Annotated in this window: 17 protein-coding genes and 2 pseudogenes; 10 read left to right on the top strand and 9 right to left on the bottom strand. The window is 37.8% G+C overall.

From position 1 onward, the window contains the following. Positions 1-21 precede the first annotated feature (21 nt). The 6 genes from sapF to pspF form a co-directional block, all read right to left on the bottom strand. On the bottom strand, positions 22-831 hold the full coding sequence (gene sapF, locus H1X92_RS09815; protein WP_180559966.1) for a putrescine export ABC transporter ATP-binding protein SapF: 810 nt from the start codon (positions 829-831) through the stop codon (positions 22-24). Beyond that, positions 828-1,823: a putrescine export ABC transporter ATP-binding protein SapD gene (sapD, locus tag H1X92_RS09810; protein WP_180559965.1), complete on the bottom strand. Its 996-nt coding sequence runs from the start codon at positions 1,821-1,823 to the stop codon at positions 828-830. The genes sapF and sapD overlap by 4 nt, the downstream gene beginning before the upstream one ends. Next, positions 1,823-2,713 (bottom strand): putrescine export ABC transporter permease SapC, encoded by an 891-nt coding sequence (gene sapC / locus H1X92_RS09805; protein WP_180559964.1) that lies wholly within the window; start codon positions 2,711-2,713, stop codon positions 1,823-1,825. The genes sapD and sapC overlap by 1 nt, the downstream gene beginning before the upstream one ends. Continuing rightward, positions 2,700-3,665 (bottom strand): putrescine export ABC transporter permease SapB, encoded by a 966-nt coding sequence (gene sapB / locus H1X92_RS09800; RefSeq protein WP_180559963.1) that lies wholly within the window; start codon positions 3,663-3,665, stop codon positions 2,700-2,702. Before sapB ends, sapC begins: the two co-directional genes overlap by 14 nt. Beyond that, positions 3,662-5,332 carry an ABC transporter substrate-binding protein SapA gene (sapA, locus tag H1X92_RS09795; RefSeq protein WP_180559962.1) on the bottom strand — a complete coding sequence of 557 codons (1,671 nt, stop codon included), beginning with the start codon at positions 5,330-5,332 and terminating at the stop codon, positions 3,662-3,664. Before sapA ends, sapB begins: the two co-directional genes overlap by 4 nt. Before the next feature lie 261 nt (positions 5,333-5,593). Beyond that, positions 5,594-6,613, bottom strand: coding sequence for a phage shock protein operon transcriptional activator (gene pspF / locus H1X92_RS09790; RefSeq protein ID WP_225507415.1), 1,020 nt, complete (start codon positions 6,611-6,613; stop codon positions 5,594-5,596). Positions 6,614-6,798: 185 nt separating this feature from the next. Between pspF and pspA the strand changes: the two genes are divergently transcribed. The 7 genes from pspA (at position 6,799) to tyrR (ending at position 12,623) form a co-directional block, all read left to right on the top strand. Then, a complete protein-coding gene (gene pspA / locus H1X92_RS09785) occupies positions 6,799-7,464 on the top strand; it encodes a phage shock protein PspA (protein WP_180559961.1) in 666 nt (221 codons plus the stop codon). A gap of 39 nt (positions 7,465-7,503) precedes the next feature. Then, the gene (gene pspB, locus H1X92_RS09780; RefSeq protein ID WP_180559960.1) at positions 7,504-7,731 is read left to right on the top strand and encodes an envelope stress response membrane protein PspB; all 228 of its coding nucleotides are present in this window, start codon (positions 7,504-7,506) and stop codon (positions 7,729-7,731) included. Then, positions 7,731-8,090: an envelope stress response membrane protein PspC gene (pspC, locus tag H1X92_RS09775; RefSeq protein ID WP_180559959.1), complete on the top strand. Its 360-nt coding sequence runs from the start codon at positions 7,731-7,733 to the stop codon at positions 8,088-8,090. The genes pspB and pspC overlap by 1 nt, the downstream gene beginning before the upstream one ends. 113 nt (positions 8,091-8,203) lie before the next feature. Then, on the top strand, positions 8,204-8,416 hold the full coding sequence (locus H1X92_RS09770; RefSeq protein ID WP_180559958.1) for a phage shock protein PspD: 213 nt from the start codon (positions 8,204-8,206) through the stop codon (positions 8,414-8,416). Next, positions 8,397-9,794, top strand: a complete 1,398-nt coding sequence (locus H1X92_RS09765; RefSeq protein ID WP_180559957.1) for a YcjX family protein — start codon at positions 8,397-8,399, stop codon at positions 9,792-9,794. The genes H1X92_RS09770 and H1X92_RS09765 overlap by 20 nt, the downstream gene beginning before the upstream one ends. Continuing rightward, entirely contained in the window at positions 9,791-10,852 is a 1,062-nt protein-coding gene (locus H1X92_RS09760; protein WP_180559956.1) for a YcjF family protein, read from the top strand. The genes H1X92_RS09765 and H1X92_RS09760 overlap by 4 nt, the downstream gene beginning before the upstream one ends. 208 nt (positions 10,853-11,060) lie before the next feature. After that, positions 11,061-12,623 carry a transcriptional regulator TyrR gene (gene tyrR / locus H1X92_RS09755; protein WP_180559955.1) on the top strand — a complete coding sequence of 521 codons (1,563 nt, stop codon included), beginning with the start codon at positions 11,061-11,063 and terminating at the stop codon, positions 12,621-12,623. 101 nt (positions 12,624-12,724) lie between these two features. On the opposite strand, the gene tpx is transcribed toward tyrR, so the two are convergent. Then, complete coding sequence (gene tpx / locus H1X92_RS09750; RefSeq protein WP_180559954.1) at positions 12,725-13,228, bottom strand: thiol peroxidase; 504 nt, start codon at positions 13,226-13,228, stop codon at positions 12,725-12,727. A 160-nt stretch (positions 13,229-13,388) separates the two neighbouring features. Here tpx and H1X92_RS09745 point away from each other — a divergent pair. Beyond that, a pseudogene (locus H1X92_RS09745) lies at positions 13,389-15,012 on the top strand (peptide ABC transporter substrate-binding protein). A gap of 91 nt (positions 15,013-15,103) precedes the next feature. On the opposite strand, the gene H1X92_RS09740 reads toward H1X92_RS09745, so the two are convergent. Next, positions 15,104-15,664: an Ail/Lom family outer membrane beta-barrel protein gene (locus H1X92_RS09740; RefSeq protein WP_180559953.1), complete on the bottom strand. Its 561-nt coding sequence runs from the start codon at positions 15,662-15,664 to the stop codon at positions 15,104-15,106. Positions 15,665-15,981: 317 nt separating this feature from the next. On the opposite strand from H1X92_RS09740, the gene zntB reads away from it, so the two are divergent. Continuing rightward, positions 15,982-16,962 (top strand): zinc transporter ZntB, encoded by a 981-nt coding sequence (zntB, locus tag H1X92_RS09735; RefSeq protein WP_370520684.1) that lies wholly within the window; start codon positions 15,982-15,984, stop codon positions 16,960-16,962. Positions 16,963-17,268: 306 nt separating this feature from the next. On the opposite strand, the pseudogene ttcA reads toward zntB, so the two are convergent. Next, positions 17,269-18,106: pseudogene (gene ttcA / locus H1X92_RS09730) on the bottom strand (tRNA 2-thiocytidine(32) synthetase TtcA); the annotation flags it as partial. A gap of 201 nt (positions 18,107-18,307) precedes the next feature. Between ttcA and H1X92_RS09725 the strand changes: the two are divergent. Beyond that, complete coding sequence (locus H1X92_RS09725) at positions 18,308-18,640, top strand: DMT family transporter (protein ID WP_180559952.1); 333 nt, start codon at positions 18,308-18,310, stop codon at positions 18,638-18,640. Positions 18,641-18,683 lie beyond the last annotated feature (43 nt).

Here is an 18,683-nt window from a genome sequence, read left to right as displayed (position 1 = left end):
ATCAGTTTTTTTGTCTTTATACTAGATAACATCTTGTCGCCAGGCATCGGCAGATAAAAGTTCACCAAAGTGGCTAGCAATTAAGCGTCGGGTCACTTCATGTAAGGGTGAAGCCAGCACTTCGGCGGTATTACCTCTTTCGACCACAACGCCATTATCCATCACCAGCACTTTATCGCTGATATGTTTCATCATACCAAGATGTTGAGTAACATAAATATAGGAAATACCTTGTTTTTCTTGTAGTTCAAGCATTAAATTAATGATTTGAGAACGCATTGTCATATCTAGGGACGCCAGTGCTTCATCGGCAATAATAATCTCAGGTTGAAGAATTAACGCTCTTGCCAGTGCTACTCGCTGTTTTTGACCCGCGGCTAACATATGCGGGTAATAGCCAGCGTGATCAGGTAATAGCCCAACTTGACGAAGAGTCTGTTCTATACGCTCTTCACGTTCGTGAACGGAAAGTGAAGTATTTAGAATTAAAGGGATTTCAAGAATTTGACCAATACGTTGTCTGGGTGTTAAAGAAGTACTGGGATCTTGAAATATCATGCGTATGCGTTGACTACGATAACTATAATCGCCAAAGTTAAGCTGATGGCCATTAATAAAAATTTCACCACCCGTGGGTTCAATCACACCTGATAACATGCGGGCTAGGGTTGATTTACCTGATCCGTTAGCGCCGATAATAGCCAAGGTTTCACCAGATTTTAGGGTAAAACTTAACGGCTTTACTGCTTCTAACAGTTGAGTTTGAAATAACCCGGTGCGATAACGAAAGGTTTTAGTCAGATTTTTAATTGCCAGTAACGGTGTTGTCATGGTGTTTCCTCCATGTTAAGAGGAAAATGGCAGGCAAAGGCCCGACTTTTTATGCTGCGTAGCGGCGGGGTTATAATACACGTTTTTTGGGCATAGGGACAACGAGGGCCAAGACGGCAACCAATCGGCAAGTGCTCTAAAGAAGGAATCGCCCCAGGTAGTGTATTTAGTCGACTTTTATGAGGAAGTGGGCTGCCAAAATCGGGTACAGCACGTATTAAGGCTTGGGTATAAGGATGATGAGGGCGGACCAATAACTCTTCAGGAGTTGCACTTTCAACGGTTTGACCGCAATAGAGTACACTAATACGATCAACCAGTTTGCTCATCATTTGCATATCATGACTAATTAGTAGAATTGTCATATTATTGTTTTGATTTAATCTATCAAGCAGACGAAATATTTGCGCTTGCGTCGTGGATTCCATTGCATTGGTGGGTTCGTCTGCAATCAATAATCGTGGTTGGTTTGCCAGCGCAATAGCTATCATCACTTTCTGACATTCACCTTCTGTAAGCTCATAAGGATAGCTGTACATAATATCATCGTGATCTTTAATTCCGACACGATGGAGCAATTCAATTGCGCGTCGCCTACGCCAGCTAAATCGTTGCCACCACCGGCCTTTAAAAGTCCATTGAGGTATTGATTGAATGAGTTGTTTACCAATATTTTCAGCTGGATCTAAACAGGATTGAGGCTCTTGAAAAATCATGGAAATATTATGGCCTATCACTCTGCGCCGCTGCCGTGCCGTAAGTTTTAGCAGATCTATATCAAGAAAATAAAAACGATCGGCTGTCACTTTTAGATTATCTTTAGTAACGCCACAAATGGCTTTAGCAATTAAGCTCTTACCTGAACCAGATTCGCCAGCTAAGCCGCGAATTTCGCCCTCATTTAATTGTAAAGAAACATTATCGACAGCTTTTACTGGCCCTTTCGCAGTCATAAATTCGATAGTGAGGTTACGGATATCTAATAATGGCATTATTCAACCCCCGCATTAATCGCGCGATGTAAGCCATCACCAAGTAAGTTAACAAACAATACGCTGAACATAATGGCTGCACCAGGAAGAAAAACCGTCCATGGTGCCACATAAATCAACTCTAAACTATCACCGAGCATAGTGCCCCATTCAGCAGTGGGTAATCTTGCGCCTAAATCAAGAAAGCCTAACGCAGCCATATCCAAAATAGCCATAGAGAGAGTGCGAGTAATTTCCGCTACTAAAATAGGTGTAATATTGGGTAATACGGTATACCAAAGGATATAAAAGTTTGACGCACCGTCAAGTCGAGCGGCAAGAACATATTCTGTATCAAGTTCATCGCGTACAGCGCTGTAGATTGTTCTAACAATTCTTGGTAATAAGGCTAGCCAAATTGCAATCATCGCATTTTCAAGGCTTGAACCGGCAAAAGCAACAATGATAATCGCCAGTAGCAGTGAGGGAATGGATAATAGAGTATCTAACACATGATTTAAAATAGCTGATTTTAAGCCATGAGTGATACCCGCTAAGCAACCTAATATTAATCCAACCAACGTCGTGCTAATGGTGATCACTAGTGCAGAGCCGAAGGTAGATGCGGTACCAATAAGTAATCGACTTAAAATATCACGGCCCAGATCATCAGTACCCAAAAAAAATGCCACATTACCATAATGTGACCAGGATGGAGGTAGTAGCTGGTAGCCTAAAAATTGTTGGTTAATGGTATAGGGGGCTAAGTAGTTGCCAAGTAATGTCAAAACGAAGAGAAAAACAACACCATAAAAACCAGTCATTGCCAATATATCATTAGAAAAGAATCGCCAGACAACCCGGATTGGCGATGGCATTTTTTGTTCGCGATAAAAATTATCTGAAAACATACCCATCCTTATATTTAGAAGGGTTCATCATAGCGCCTAAAATATCCGATATGACATTAACGAAAATAACTAAAGTACCAATAATCATTACGCCAGCAGAAATCGCTGAGTAATCATTTTGCCGAATCGCCGTTACTAACCAACGCCCCAATCCTGGCCAATTAAAGACAAGCTCAGTGATCATCGCTAGTGTGATCATAGTAGAAAATTGCAAACCTAGCTTTGGAATAATGGGGGGAAGTGCATTGTGTAATACATGGCGTTTGATAATAGTAATACGGGATAGTCCTCTGGTTGCCGCTGCTTTAATATAATTTTCACCCATAACGGCTTCAGTACTATTTTTCATTAAACGTATCATTTCCGAAATGGGCGCAATAGCTAATGTAATAACCGGTAAAATCAAATGTTCTAAGAGATTAATAAACATTTGACTACGATAGATTGAATTAGATAGCCACACATCGATTAAGGCAAAACCAGTAACCGGTTCAAGATCATACAGTAAATTAATTCTTCCAGAGACCGGTAACCAGCCTAACTTTAATGAAAAAAGCAGGATAAATAATAAAGCCAACACAAAAATTGGCATAGAAAAACCGATAAGGGTAAAAATTTTAATAATGTAATCAATGGGTTTATTTCGCCAAACACCAGCAATAATACCGGTTGGAATGCCGATCATTAAAGCTAAGATAAATGCTAAAAAACACAATTCCATGGTGGCAGGAAAAGTGGCATTTAGCTGATCACTAATGGGTTGGCCATTAATACTGGAAAAACCAAAATTCCAATGTAATAAACTGGTTAAATAAAAAATATAGGCATCCCATAATGAAAGTCCACTTAAGGGAGCATCCGCAGTAAAATAGTTTAAACTAAAACTAATTAGCGTCAGTAGAAATAAGGTAATAATTAATAGCAATAACCGCCTCAATGCGTAAATAATCACCACGCAGCTCCTTCCGCATCATCAAAATAAGAGTCCGCTGGCAGTGGGGTTTTAATCGACTCATCACGATAGACCCCGGCAAAAGATGAATTACCAAAGGCGCTAATAACTAGCCCTTTGATATCGTAGCGATAAGCTTGTAAATGTAATGAATAAGCTAGCGGTAATACGGGTAATTCTTTGGCCAATAATGATTGTGCTTGATGGTAATAATTAATGCGTGATGAAATACTTTGGCTTACCAATGCCTTACGTAAAAGCTCATCAAAGTAGGGGTTACACCATTGGCTCAAATTAGTATGAGATTCAATTGCTGGGCAACTAAGCAGAGGACGGAAAAAGCTATCTGGATCATTACTATCCGTTGACCAACCGTCAAGAACCATATCATAGTTGCGATCATTGAGTTTATTTTCTAATAGATTGCCTTCTACAGGGTGAATATCCATCTTAATGCCTACTTTGGCTAAATCTGCCTGAATAAGTTCTGCAGTTTTTAACGGACTCGGATTATATGATTGAGAAATCACTGGCACCCAAAGATCTAATTTCATACCAGACAAGCCTAGCTCTTCCAGCATCTGTTTAGATTTTTCTGGATTATAGTCGGTTACTTTAATTTGATTATCATAAGCCCATGAAGCTCTTGGTAAAACAGAAGTTGCCGTTTCAGCGGTGCCATAATAAATAGATTGCATTAATCTTTCATTATTAATGGCATATGCAACGGCTTGTCTAACCTTTAATTGATCAAACGGCGGATTACTAGTGTTAAAAATCAGGTAGGCGATATTCATGCCAGCGCGCATTGATAGCCGTAAACGGGCATCTTCACGTAACACCTTTAATTGACTAGCAGCTGGATAAGCTAATACATCGCATTCGCCGGTTAATAATTTAGATATGCGTCCTGTACCACCTGCACCAAGATCAATTACAACTTGCTTCATTAAAGGTTTGCCTTTCCAGTAATTATCATGGCGAGTTAGTTTGATAAATTGACCGGTTTGATAACCAGCCAATATGAAAGGACCGGTACCAATAGGTTGCCAATCAATAAATTCTTTATGATTAATTTTATTAAGATATTGCGCATATTCTTGCGAAAGTATGGGAGCATAACGAGTAGCCAAATGCCAGAGAAATGATGCATCAGGCGTATATAGTTTAAATTCAACGGTATAATTATCTATCTTACGAATGCTACGGATATTGTTAGCTAATTGCAGGCTATCGAAATAGGGATAGTTGCCACCACCGACATAATGATAAGGATGGTTTTTATCAAACATACGGGAAAAACTAAACACAACGTCATCAGCATTGAGCGTTCGTGTCGGCGTGAACCAATCCGTTGTTTGAAATTGAATATTGCGTTTTAAATAGAATCGATAAGTTGCCCCTTTATCGAATGATTTCCAGCGTGAGGCGAGTTCGGAATTTAGTTTGTAGGTAAATGGATTAACTTCTAATAACCGATCGTAAAGTTGAGCGGCAAGTGGGTCAATAATCAGCCCGGTGCTAGCAATTTGAGGATTAAATGTGGTAACAATGCCATTAACGCAATAGATGAAACTGGTTTGACGAATTTGTGGTGGAAGGGTGTCTGCTAATGCATTTATTGTCACTACATTTATTAAAATAATCCATAAAATTAGGTACCGCATATAAAAACCTATTATAATTGCGAATGGCTTTATTGTAGCTTAACTCCCGCTATGCAACAAAATAGAGTTGATAAAATTATTAGTTATTTGTTGAGAAAAATTCTCAACAAACTGCTTTACAAACGATATTGATAACTACTATTATCAGCCTGTCTGCTAAACGGGTTATCATCAACTAGTCGCCTTAATTTACTGTAGACACGACATTGCTCACATTGCTTCAATTTTTTTGCCAGCATCGGGTGCTGGCTATTTTCTTGATTACTTACTTTTTTTTACATTTTTGTGATCAGGCAAGTTATGCTTTTTCAGTAATCCTCTTAATTGATGATAGGTTAGTTTTAATTGCGCAGCGGCTAGCCGCTGATTAAAGTGACTTACTTGTAATGCCTGTTCGAGCAAAATTTTTTCCGCTGTATGCTGCCATTGTTTTAAATCAATCGGAAGTTCAGGCAGTCCATCCTTTTCTTTTGTTACCACCGATGTCTTTAACCTGCTAGCAAAAGGATCGAAGATAATTAAATCTAATGGTTCAGTGCTATCACCGTGTCGATAGACGGAACGCTCAATAACATTCTTCAATTCACGCACATTGCCAGGCCAAGGATACATGGACAAATTTTGTTGCGCTTTAATGGAAAATCCAGGAAAAAACGACAAATTGAGCTCGCGGCACATATTAATAGCGAAATGTTCGGCCAGTAACATAATATCGGTTAATCGCTCACGTAATGGTGGGATGTGGATGACATCAAAGGCCAGACGATCAAGTAGATCGGCCCGAAATAAGCCTTTGCTAGCTAATTGAGGTAGATTAGTGTTGGTTGCGCAAATAAGCCTAACATCAACTTTCAGGCTTTGACTACCCCCAACCCGTTCTAGTTGGCCATATTCGATAACGCGCAATAGTTTTTCTTGCACAATCATGGGGGCGGTGGCCAATTCGTCAAGAAAAAGTGTGCCTCGGTTTGCGCGCTCAAAGCGACCTAAATGTCTTTTCTGTGCGCCAGTAAATGCGCCAGCTTCGTGACCAAATAATTCGGAATCTAACAAATTTTCATTCAGTGCACTGCAATTAAGGGAAATAAACGGCTCTTGCCAACGTGGTGACAGATAATGAAGGCGATTAGCTATCAACTCCTTACCTGTCCCACGCTCACCTATAACTAAAACCGGTTTACTCAGTTTGGCAAGGGCTGAAGTTTGCTCCAGTATTTCTAAAAAATTATCAGCAGTGCCAAGAATATTATCAGTAGTGTCTGGTGTGGTCATTTTAGCCATTTATTGGTCATTTTAATTCATATGCAAATTATAGCGAAAAGTGAGCTAAAAGATAACAAAATAAAAAGCGATTTATTTCATAAGGTTATATCAATTTATTAAGTTGGCACGAAAATTGTTTATCAATAACTATGTTAAAAATAAATGACAAATCAATCATTCAATATAAATTGAGGAATTTATCGATGGGTATTTTTACACGTTTCGCAGATATCATTAATGCTAATGTTGCTTCTTTATTAGATAAAGCAGAAGATCCACAGAAAATGATCCGCTTAATGATCCAGGAAATGGAAGATATGTTAGTTGAGTCCCGTTCAATCTCGGCCCGCACCTTAGCAGAGCAGAAAGGATTAGAACGTCGTATTGCCACTGGTGAAAAGCAAATTATTCAATGGCAGGAAAAAGCAGAACTGGCGCTAGTTAAGGATAAAGAAGATTTAGCTCGCGCCGCATTAATAGAAAAGCAAAAAGTGGCTACCCTGGTTGATACACTAAAAAGTGAGTTAATCATGGTTGATGAAACTTTAGTGCGAATGAAAGGTGAGATTGCCGAATTAGAGCAAAAACTGACTGAAACACGGGCAAAGCAGCAAACTATGGTATTAAGGCATCAAGCGGCTCAATCTAGTCGTGATGTGCGTCGCCAGTTAGATAGTGGTAAGCTGGATGAAGCGCTGGCACGTTTTGAACAGTTTGAACAGCGAATTGATCATATGGAAAGTGAGGCACAGAGTTATCAGGTAGGAAAACAAAAATCTTTAGAGCAGCAGTTTGCTGAATTGAAAGCTGATGATGAAATCAGTGAGCAATTGGCTGCGTTGAAAGCTAAACTGAACAAAGAAGATTAATCTATTGTAGCCAAAATTAATGATGAATAAGGAAATGTGATGGGCTCTATATTTATTGGGTTAGTTTTATTGATCTTTATTATCTTTATTCTACCTATCTGGTTATGGTGCCACTACGGTAAGAAAGGCGTTAGCCATAGTCAATTAACGCAGAATGAGATCCAGCGACTAACACAGTTAGCCGAGCGAGCACAACGCATGCAGCAACGGATCAAAGCGCTGGAAGATATTCTGGATGCAGAGCATCCAAATTGGAGGCAATTATAATGGCAAAAATGGGCGATAGAAAACTTTATCGACTGACTGATCAGCGTATGATTGGTGGTGTTTGTGCTGGGCTGGCGCATTACTTTGATTTACCCGTGAATTTAGTCCGGGCACTGGCAGTTGTGGCATTATTCTTGGGATTTTTTGCCATTACTATCGTTATTTATCTGTTAATGTGGTTTTTTATTGAACCGGCACCGGCGGGTTATCAGGACGAATCGGATATTAGTCTTAAGGTCACTAAGTTACTAAATGAAATTGATCAGCAAATGAAAGCCGGTGAAAAAAAGCTGCGCCAGATGGAGCGCTATATCACTTCTGATAGATTTAGTATTGATAGTCGCATCAATAAATTGTAACTATTTGGCAAATGGCGGTAGAGTAAATTATGCTCTACCGTAAAATCATTTTTCTTATCAATTAGACTTATTCTAAGTATTAACTTAATCATATGATGTTAAGCGGACAAAAATTGAAACTTCTAGGCAAAAAAACGGCAAGAATAGCCATAGTTATGGCTATTCATTACGCGCCAGCAGGAATAATCGGTCTAATGTTAAAATATATTAGCCGAAAACCTTTGCGATGGTTTATGTTAATAGTGATGCAGCCATTGCTACGTTTAGGCATTGCTAAACTTGGGCGTAATTTGTTGTGGGAGAAATATGAGAAGATTGCGAAGTGAGCTGAGTCAACTTGTCAATCGAAGTGTAGATCGTCATGTCCGTATAGCGGTTACCGGGCTTAGTCGTAGTGGTAAAACGGCATTTATTACGTCAATGGTTAATCAATTTCTGCATGTGCAAAGTGGGGCGCGTTTACCACTATTTTCCGCCGCTAGAGAGGGTCGTTTATTAGGTGCAAAGCGGATCCCGCAGAAACATTTTAATATTCCCCGTTTTGCTTATGACGAAAGTATAGCAGCATTGTACCATTTTCCTCCTCAATGGCCGATTCCTACTAGTGGGATCAGTGAAATATGTTTACAACTACGTTATCGATCACAACACAGTTTGCTACGCCACGTTAAAAACACTGCTAATTTATATGTTGAAATTATTGACTATCCAGGTGAATGGTTGCTGGATCTACCTATGTTGACTCAGGACTATTTTAGTTGGTCACGGCAAATGCAACAGCTATTAAAAGATCGTGGCAATGAGGGCGCGCAGCAATGGTTGCAACTTTGCCAACAGTGCGACCCTTTTGCGGCGGCTGATGAGAAACTATTAGCCAATATTGCCCAGGCTTATACCGATTACTTGGTTTTTTCTAAACAACAGGGACAATATTTTATTCAACCAGGGCGATTTATTTTGCCGGGTGATCTGGCCGGGGCGCCAGTATTGCAGTTTTTTCCTTGGCTTAATATTGATACAACGGATGAACAGAAATTAAAGCAAGCGGACAAACAGTCTAATATTGGTATGCTGCAACAGCGTTATAATTATTATTGCCAGAAAATTATCAAGCGTTTTTATAAAGAGTATTTTCAACATTTTGATCGGCAAATTGTCTTAGTTGACTGTTTAACTGCGTTAAATAATGGTTCGGCAGCATTTAATGATATGCAGAATGCATTGACCCAAATTATGCGTAGCTTTCATTATGGTAAAAGCACATTATTGCGGCGCATGTTCTCACCTCGCATCGATAAATTACTTTTCGCAGCAAGTAAAGCTGATCATATAACTCATGATCAACAGGCCAATTTAGTCTCATTGCTACAGCAATTAGTTCGTACGGCCTGGCAAAATGCTGCTTTTGAAGGGATCAGTTTGGATTGTATCGCGCTGGCTTCAATTCAGGCGACGGAAAACGGCAGGATTGAATATCAGCGAGAGCAGTTACCTGCATTAAAGGGACATAGATTAAGTGATGGTCAATTAATGACCTTTTTCCCTGGCGAGGTGCCCAGACGTTTGCCTAATGCTGATTTTTGGTTAAAGCAGGGATTTGATTTTGAATCTTTTCTGCCTCGCGAAACAGCGACTGATCAGCCTGTTGCTCATATTCGATTGGATAGTGCTTTAGAATTTTTACTCGGAGATAAATTGAAATGAGTAAACCGCTAAAATCCCGCATCGATTTTGATGAGTCTTTGCCATCAAATAAACAACCAAAGTTAAAAAAAGCCAAAGTATTTGATCCATTAGTATCTGAACAATTCGCCGCTAGCAGTCAGCAAACAGAAGATGATGAGCGAGAAGGTGAAATTGAGGCACTGGTTAATGCTGCGCTCAAACCGCGCTATAGTTTTTGGCGTAAACTGGTGGTTATTGCATTAAGCTTAATTGTGGTTAGTTTTTTTGCCCAAACAGCTCAATGGGTTTACCGAGCGTGGTTAAAGCAAGTTTGGGTTTCTTTAGCTTTTGTCACAGCGGGAGGCTTAATTATTATTGCCGCTATTGGCAGCATAATAACCGAATGGCGGCGGCTTTATTATTTAAAAGAACGAAGTCAAGAACGCATTCAGGCTAAAGCATTTTTGCAAAGTCATGGTATGCATGGTGGGCGTGAATTTTGTCTAAAACTAGGCCAACAATCGGCGCTTGGCCTAGATCATCCGGCGATGAAGCGTTGGCAGAGAACCATCCATGATAGTCATAATGACAAAGAAATTGTGACTCTTTATAGTCAATTAGTGCAACCTATTTTAGATGAGCAAGCTAGAAAAGAGATCAATCGCTCATCCGCTGAATCGGCGTTAATAATTGCTGTTAGTCCTTTGGCCATTGTAGACATGGCATTTATTGCCTGGCGCAATATTCGATTAATTAATCGCATTGCTACTATTTATGGCATTGAACTGGGTTATTATAGCCGTATTCGATTATTTAAAATGGTATTGCTTAATATTGCTTTTGCTGGAGCAAGTGAATTGGTGCGTGAAATTGGCATGGATTGGTTATCGCAAGACATTATGGCCAGGCTCTCAACTCGAGCAGCTCAGGGGATTGGCGCCGGTTTACTCACTGCTCGCTTAGGAATTAAAACGATGGAGTTATGCCGTCCCTTACCGTGGATGGATGATAAACCTAAATTGGCTGATTTTCGTCGTCAATTATTCAGCCAGTTAAAAAATATTATGCCAAAGGCAGTTGAGCGCAAAAATGTTTAACCAATCCATAATTAAGCTTAATAACGTCTTTTTTAATTATCTCCACTTTGATTAGATGGTGACGAGCAAAATTAGATTAATGCTTATTCGTTTATAATTTCTTGTGTTAGTGCTTATGTGTTAAAACATTTTCTATGGCAGCTTAATAAATAAAAATGCATACTTAACTAATTGAATAGTGAATTATATAGATATAAGGTTTTCAGTGATGCGATTAGAAGTGATTTGCCAAGATCGAATGGGGTTAACACGTGAATTACTTGATTTACTTGTTTTACAAAACATTGACCTTGAAGGGATTGAAATTTCACCAAATCGTCATATTTATCTCAAATTTGCTCAAGTCGACACCATGACATTTCAACAGTTAATGACTGAAATTCGGCGTATTCGCGGTGTTAAAGATGTTAAGACGGTCTCTTTTATGCCTTCTGAACATGAAAAAAAATTATTATTGACTTTATTAAATACTTTTCCCGATCCTATTTTTTCAGTTAACAGCAAAGCTAATATCGAATTAGCTAACTCTGCAATGTTAAAATTGTTTGCTATTCATAATAACCAATTAAAAGAAAAAAAATTCAATCAGCTAATAAATCATCAGCGGTTGGCAAAATTACTGGAACAAAATAATTTACAACCTTATTCGGAACGACTATTAATCAAAGGTAATAAATATCTGCTCCAGGTTACGCCAATTAACAATAATAAAATAACGGATTCGACTGACAATACAGGCGCTATTATTTTATTAAAGGCCTTGCCCGCAGAGCAGCAATATCAAGCAAATGAAAAGGGAAAAGTAGATAGTTTTAGTCAGATCATTGCGGTTAGTCCCAAAATTAGTCAGCTAGTTGAGCATTTAAAAAAAATAGCCCTACTTGATGAACCGTTGCTATTGGTTGGTGAAACAGGAACGGGTAAAGATATTTTAGCTAAAGCATGTCACTTACAGAGCATGAGAGGTGATAAACCTTTCTTAGGATTGAATTGTGCATCGATGCCAGAAGATGTGGTAGAAAGTGAACTATTTGGTTACGCAGCAGGGGCTTATCCAAATGCCATTGAGGGCAAAAAGGGATTTTTTGAGCAAGCGAATGGTGGTACTGTTTTATTGGATGAAATTGGCGAAATGTCGCCACAAATGCAGATCAAACTGTTACGTTTCTTAAACGATGATACATTTCGTCGGGTAGGTGAGGAGCAAGAAGTTAAAGTTGATGTCAGAGTGATCTGTGCGACCCAAAAAAATTTGTTGGAATTAGTTGAAAAGGGACATTTAAGGCAAGATCTTTATTACCGCCTGCATGTGTTAACGGTAAACTTACCCCCGCTGCGTGAACGACAAGCGGATATAATGCCGCTTACAGAAGAATTTGTCAGGCAATTTTCACTGGAGCAACACATTGAAAAACCGAAACTTTCACCTAAATTAGCGCCTTACCTTGCCAATTATCATTGGCCTGGTAACGTAAGGCAGCTACGTAATGTTCTCTATCAGGCTTTAATTCAGTCGGCGGGACGAGAATTAACACCGCAAGATATTAATTTGCCAGATCTAAAAGATATTTCTCTATTTTCCGCCGATCAATTAAATGGCACGTTAGATGAATTGACAAAACATTTTGAAGCTTCAATATTAGCTCGACTTTATCAAGATTATCCTAGTACGCGTAAATTAGCGAAACGGCTGAATGTATCGCATACAGCAATTGCAAATAAGTTGCGGGAGTATGGATTAAGTCATAAAAAAGAGAGTGAAACTGAGTGATAGATTAACCAGAATTGAGATAGCGATAAGTTTTATCGCTATCGAATTAGAGTGACACAACTAGTTTAATAAAAAAATATTTTCATTTAGTATTATTATCATTATTTTAATGCATTGAGGGCTGCATCATAGTTGGGTTCATGGCTAATTTCATCAACTAATTCACTATAAATCACTTTATCATTTTCATCGATAATAACCACAGCACGAGCGGTTAATCCTTTTAATGGCCCAGAAGTCATTTCTACACCATAGTCTTTACTGAAGCCTGGCGCACGGAAAACTGATAATGTAACTACATTATCTAGCCCCTCAGCGCCACAAAACCGGCTCTGTGCAAAAGGAAGATCGGCAGAAATACACAATACAACACTGTTTTCTAGTTGGCTGGCTAACTGATTGAATTTACGAAAAGAGGTAGCGCAGACACCGGTGTCAATACTAGGAAATATATTAAGAATTTTTCGTTTGCCTTGATAATCTGACAAAGATTTTTCTGCTAGATCGTTAGCGACAAGGGAAAATTCTTTAGCTTTATCACCCGGTTGCAAGAAAGTACCATTGATAGCAACAGATTGCCCTTTGAAATTTGTACTAGTTGACATCTTATCCTTTCCTCGCTTAATAACATTTAGTTCAACAATTCTAAATGAAAATAATTAAGTTTCCTATCTAAATCGTTACAACAACTTGTTATATCTAATTGTTTTAACCAAATTATTTTCTATAATTATAATAACATCGGGATATAATATGGAAATCTATATGCTTCGCTATAAAACAGCATTAGCAATATTCTTTTTTAATTGTATCGTGAATACTAAACCTGCAGTAGCTGCATTAGTGGCTAGAGGGGACTCATTAGCTGAAAAACAAGAGGTAGTTAGGCAAATTAATGCAGATCCAACTTCTTTTGATCCTATTAGAGAGATTGGTTTAGCCGAAGCACATGTAATACGTGATTTATTCGAAGGATTAACTAATCAAAATGAAGCAGGCCGTCCCATTCCAGCTGTAGCCAATAGTTGGACAAATGCTGGTAATCGTATTTGGTTTTTTTATTTAAGACCAGATGCCAAGTGGTCAAATGGTGACCCTGTCACGGCCAAGGATTTTGTTTATAGCTGGCGTCGCTTAGTTGATCCGATAAATCATTCACCATTTGCTTATTTTGCCACTTTGGCGGGTATTAAAAATGCGCAAAAAATTATTAATAATGAATTACCTATTGAAAAATTAGGTGTAGAAGCCCTTGATAATTATACTTTTGAAAGTGACTTTGGAACAGCCAGCACCCTATTTTCTAAATTTAACTAGTCATTTTAGTTTCTTTCCAGTTAATCAAAAAATAATTGCCAGATATGGCCAAAATTGGCTGACACCGACTAACTTAGTTGGTAATGGTGCTTTTCGCTTATCTGAGCGGATTGCCGGCGAAAAAATAGTTTTACAACCTAACCGATACTACTGGGATCATAAAAATACAATTTTAACTAAAGTGACTTTTGTGCCGATTAAGCAAAGTGCTCGCGCATGGCAAAGTTATTTTGCCGGTGATGTTGTCGAAACTGAATTTTTGCCTGAACATTTAGATAGCAAATTATTGCAGCAAATACCGGATGAGTTTTATCTGGTTGGGCAGTTGGCGACTTATTACTATGTTTTTAATACGCAAAAGCCCCCTACTGATGATAGGCGAGTGAGAAGAGCATTAACTGTATCAATTGATAGAGATGTTATTACCAACAAAATATTAGCTGATGGAGAGAAAGTCGCTTATCGCTTTATACCCGATGTCATCGCCGATTTTACCCCGGAAAGAGGTTGTTATGATGGCTATGGACAAAAAGAGTTAGACGAACAAGCTAGAGTTCTATTACATTTAGCCGGATTTAGTAGCCATAATCCGTTAAGGCTTTCTCTTGTCTACAATAATTCAGAAAATAATAAAAAGGTAGCTATAGCTATCGCCTCAATGTGGAAAAGAAAGTTAGGCGCTCAGATAACCTTGATTAATCAACAATGGAAAACTTACACTGAGAGTCGTAATTCTGGTCATTTTAATGTGCTGGGTGCAGCCAGAGTTGCTGAATATAATGAGCCCTCGAGTTTTTTAAATGTCATGACATCTTCTAACCGTGGTAATTGGGCTAAATTCCAAAACAGTGACTATGACCAAATTATTGCCTCGGCGATGATGGAAAAGAGTAGTAAAAATCGCAATCGATTTTATAATCGTGCAGAAAAAATGTTGTTAACACATGCGCCTATTGCACCGATTTATTATTACAGTCGCGGTTACTTAATTAAATCTTGGTTAAAGGGCTATCCAGTCAATAACCCAGAAAATGTAAGTTATAGCCATACACTATATGTTATTAAACATTAAGTTAATCTTTAATTAGCCTGTTTAATGCAGGGCCGTGATGAAATTTATGCCCTGACGTCATATAAGGCGATTAAGATGGCAAATTAGACCACTAGAATCGATAACCTAAACCAATATTTAATCCATTAAATGTGGGATTTGTATGATCATTATGACTATTGGCGCCTTCATAACCTATATAGAGGCTAAGCATTTTGATTGGGTGAATTTTTATTCCAGCTCCCCAGCTAAGGCCGGTGGTATGTTTCATGGAATCAATAACTATATTTTCAATCTCGAACTTTTCGGTGTTTTTTAGGGTAAAACGGGCAAAACCGATGGTGCTATATAAAGTTAAATAGTCATTTAAACGATAACTGGGACCGGCTTGTAAGCTGAGGTAATTAGTATTAACTTTATGTTTGATCAGTTGATGGAGATTATTGTAGCTGTACCAATGATTAACACCTTTATTCCAGCTTATCGATGTTAATACCCCCCAATGGTTATCTATTTGGTAGTCATAGTTAAGATTTAAACCGGTAACAGAATTACCATGATAATAGAGATTAGAATAGCCTAGACTAAAGGTTTGCGATTGAGGCGAAGCTGCAAATCCTGTTGGCGAAAAAAATAAATGGGTCATTAAAGTAAAAATAACTGTTTTTTTCATAACTGTCCCTAGTTTATGGTTTTTATTATAATTATTTTAATTATTTTTTATTTGTAATCAACTTTTAATTAATTTGTTTTTAATTATAATATCTTGAATTTAAAAGTATTATTAATTAATTTGAATTTATTTTATTTTTGTTTTAATTAATTTTTATGATGTATTTTGACGAATAGAAAGGCTTAGTGACATAAAAATAAAATGTTAGTCGCAAATTAATCATATAACAATTGAGTAAGAAAGCTTTAATTAAACAGAAATGCGACTATTTTTAAAAGGAAAAAACAAAAATTCACCGTAATAGGGGGATAGGTGTTGTGGCTATTTATGGCTCAATAATACAGGGTTCTGAACCTGTGCATGCATACCAATTAGATGGTGAAGGTGGCTTCATAACGATTGATGTTAATGCGGAAGCGACACCACAGATGCCGTTTTGGCTGCACTATGATTATAGAAATAAAGCCAGTTATCAATGGATAAAGCATTCTGCATTATTCAATTCAACTATTAAAGATGGATTAACTGGAAATATTAATCGGTTGCGTATAATAAGAACCGGTGATGGCACACTGATTAATTTACAAACGATTAATAAAAATATTGGTGACCGGCCTGAACAGTTGGTTGCCTTTCGTATTTATATTAATAATCAGATAATTGTTTCCAGTCGCCACCGTAAAGTTAAATCCCTTGAGCCAGTTATCGACGATCTGACTCATCATGTTGGCGCAAAAACGAGCGGTGAATGGTTAGTCGAGGTCGCTGATTCGATTAACGATGAAGTCAGTGATTTTACCGATATATTGCATGATCGTTTAATTAAAATGGAAGAAAAAATATTAACTGAAGAGATCCCGGAGCGGGGAAAATTAGCGTTGTTGAGAAAACAGATTATTATCGTGCGCCGTTATATGTCTACTCAACGGGATGTATTTGCTCGTTTAGCCACCGAAAAATTTCAATGGATGAGTGATGATGATCGCCACCGCATGCAGGAAAATGCTGAAAGACTTGGGCGATGCATTGATGAATTAGATGGTTTTGTTGCTCGTACCGCTGTTATTACCGATGAAATTAATGCGTTGATATCAGAAGCAACTAATAAACGGATTTATACTATGTCAATGTTAGCGATTGTTTTTCTTCCATCAACCTTTTTAACCGGATTATTTGGGGTCAACCTCAATGGTATACCTGGTAGTGAGTTTAAATTTGCCTTTAGTATTTTTTGTTTATTATTAAGCTGTTTAATTACTTTTGTGATCTGGTGGTTAAAAAGGGGAAAGTGGTTATAAAATAAAACATTTTCTAATATAAAATTTACAGTTGTTTAGTTTAGTAAAAATAAATTGAGCTATATCAAGAAGTTTTATACTTAGTTAAGGCAGAATTGATTTCGCAGGTGAATGCAACGTTAAGCGATGAACGTTGTGCTCCATAATTGTAGTTTTTCTCATATTGAGTTCTTATACAGAATAATTGACCACTATCAGCCGATGTTTAATACATCGGCTTTTTTTATTCTGTTTCAACGATATTAATTCGATTTGAGTGAGGGCTATCTGGCTCGGTAAAATGGTGGGCGTTGATTATGGAAAATGTTTCGTTATCAAATGCCAAATCGCCACCATTAACAATGTTGCTGGTATGGTTAAGTTGTTTGAAGTTGAATAGGTTACTGTCGCATAAATGAGAAGGAACAATATTTTGCATTGCTTGAAACATTGTTTCAATTCGCCCTGGGTACTGTTTGTCCCACTCTCTTAACATATTGCCGATGACTTGCCGTTGTAAATTGGGTTGAGAACCACAAAGATTGCAAGGAATAATTGGAAATGCTTTAATTTTTGCGTAGTTGGCAATATCTTTTTCCCGGCAATAGGCTAAGGGTCGAATAACAATATGTTGACCATTGTCACTCATTAACTTTGGTGGCATCCCTTTGAGTTTGCCACCATAAAACATATTGAGAAATACGGTTTGTAAAATATCATCACGGTGATGGCCTAAAGCGATTTTAGTGGCGCCAAGTTCGCTTGCAGTGCGATATAAAATACCGCGACGTAGGCGAGAGCATAGTGAGCAGGTCGTTTTTCCTGCCGGTATTTTTTCTTTCACAATACCATAAGTATTTTCTTCAACTATTTGGTATTCAATCCCGAGTTTATCGAGATAAGATGGCAAAATATCAGCCGGAAAACCGGGTTGCTTTTGGTCAAGATTAACGGCAAACAGAGTAAAATTTACTGGCGCGCTTTTTTGTAAATTTTGTAATATTGATAATAATGTGTAACTATCTTTGCCACCAGAAAGGCAAACCATAATCCGATCATTTTCTTCAATCATATTGAAATCAGCGATCGCCTGGCCAACGTTACGACGCAACTTTTTTTGTAGTTTATTAAAGTTATACTGTTCTTTTTGTTGATTCATATTTATTACTGATGTATTAAAGGTAATCGATTTTATTATCAAAAGAATGATTTTTAAATCCACTGCGATAAGAAAACGCGACCAGTTTAGGCTAGTTTAAAGCAAAAGAAAACTTTTGCTGATTATTTTAGTTTTACCCCAAGACTGGCGATCAATGTTTCGATTATCTTACCATTGTGATGATATAGTTTATATTTAGGAGTATAAATGAACGGATTGGCTTATTTATTAATGTCGATTGTGGCTGAAGTAATAGCAACCACATCATTAAAGGCTTCTGATGGTTTTACCCGTTTGTTGCCATCGATTATTGTTGTTGTTGGTTATAGCATTTCATTTTTTGGCTTATCACAAGTAGTCAAAATGATGCCATTAGGCATTGCCTATGCTATTTGGTCTGGTTTAGGGATCGTGCTGGTGTCAGTGGCAGCGTTGTTTCTTTATCAGCAAAAATTAGATTGGCCAGCTATTTTAGGAATTTTGTTAATTATTTCCGGGGTTTTAGTTATTAATTTGCTGTCTAAAAGTAGTGTTCATTGATAATCGTTATAAGGTGTATCAGTTAATAATCTATTCAATCTCA

Source organism: Arsenophonus endosymbiont of Apis mellifera (genome assembly GCF_903968575.1).
In the GTDB taxonomy this organism is placed as follows: Bacteria; Pseudomonadota; Gammaproteobacteria; order Enterobacterales; family Enterobacteriaceae; genus Arsenophonus; species Arsenophonus apicola.
This window is presented reverse-complemented; position numbering and strand designations above follow the sequence as displayed.

Coding starts and splice junctions, on each gene's coding strand:
- sapF (WP_180559966.1), bottom strand. CDS start 831: ATGACAACACCGTTACTGGCAATTAAAAATCTGACTAAAACCTTTCGT.
- sapD (WP_180559965.1), bottom strand. CDS start 1,823: ATGCCATTATTAGATATCCGTAACCTCACTATCGAATTTATGACTGCG.
- sapC (WP_180559964.1), bottom strand. CDS start 2,713: ATGTTTTCAGATAATTTTTATCGCGAACAAAAAATGCCATCGCCAATC.
- sapA (WP_180559962.1), bottom strand. CDS start 5,332: ATGCGGTACCTAATTTTATGGATTATTTTAATAAATGTAGTGACAATA.
- pspF (WP_225507415.1), bottom strand. CDS start 6,613: ATGGCTAAAATGACCACACCAGACACTACTGATAATATTCTTGGCACT.
- pspA (WP_180559961.1), top strand. CDS start 6,799: ATGGGTATTTTTACACGTTTCGCAGATATCATTAATGCTAATGTTGCT.
- pspB (WP_180559960.1), top strand. CDS start 7,504: ATGGGCTCTATATTTATTGGGTTAGTTTTATTGATCTTTATTATCTTT.
- pspC (WP_180559959.1), top strand. CDS start 7,731: ATGGCAAAAATGGGCGATAGAAAACTTTATCGACTGACTGATCAGCGT.
- H1X92_RS09765 (WP_180559957.1), top strand. CDS start 8,397: ATGAGAAGATTGCGAAGTGAGCTGAGTCAACTTGTCAATCGAAGTGTA.
- H1X92_RS09760 (WP_180559956.1), top strand. CDS start 9,791: ATGAGTAAACCGCTAAAATCCCGCATCGATTTTGATGAGTCTTTGCCA.
- tyrR (WP_180559955.1), top strand. CDS start 11,061: ATGCGATTAGAAGTGATTTGCCAAGATCGAATGGGGTTAACACGTGAA.
- tpx (WP_180559954.1), bottom strand. CDS start 13,228: ATGTCAACTAGTACAAATTTCAAAGGGCAATCTGTTGCTATCAATGGT.
- H1X92_RS09740 (WP_180559953.1), bottom strand. CDS start 15,664: ATGAAAAAAACAGTTATTTTTACTTTAATGACCCATTTATTTTTTTCG.
- H1X92_RS09725 (WP_180559952.1), top strand. CDS start 18,308: ATGAACGGATTGGCTTATTTATTAATGTCGATTGTGGCTGAAGTAATA.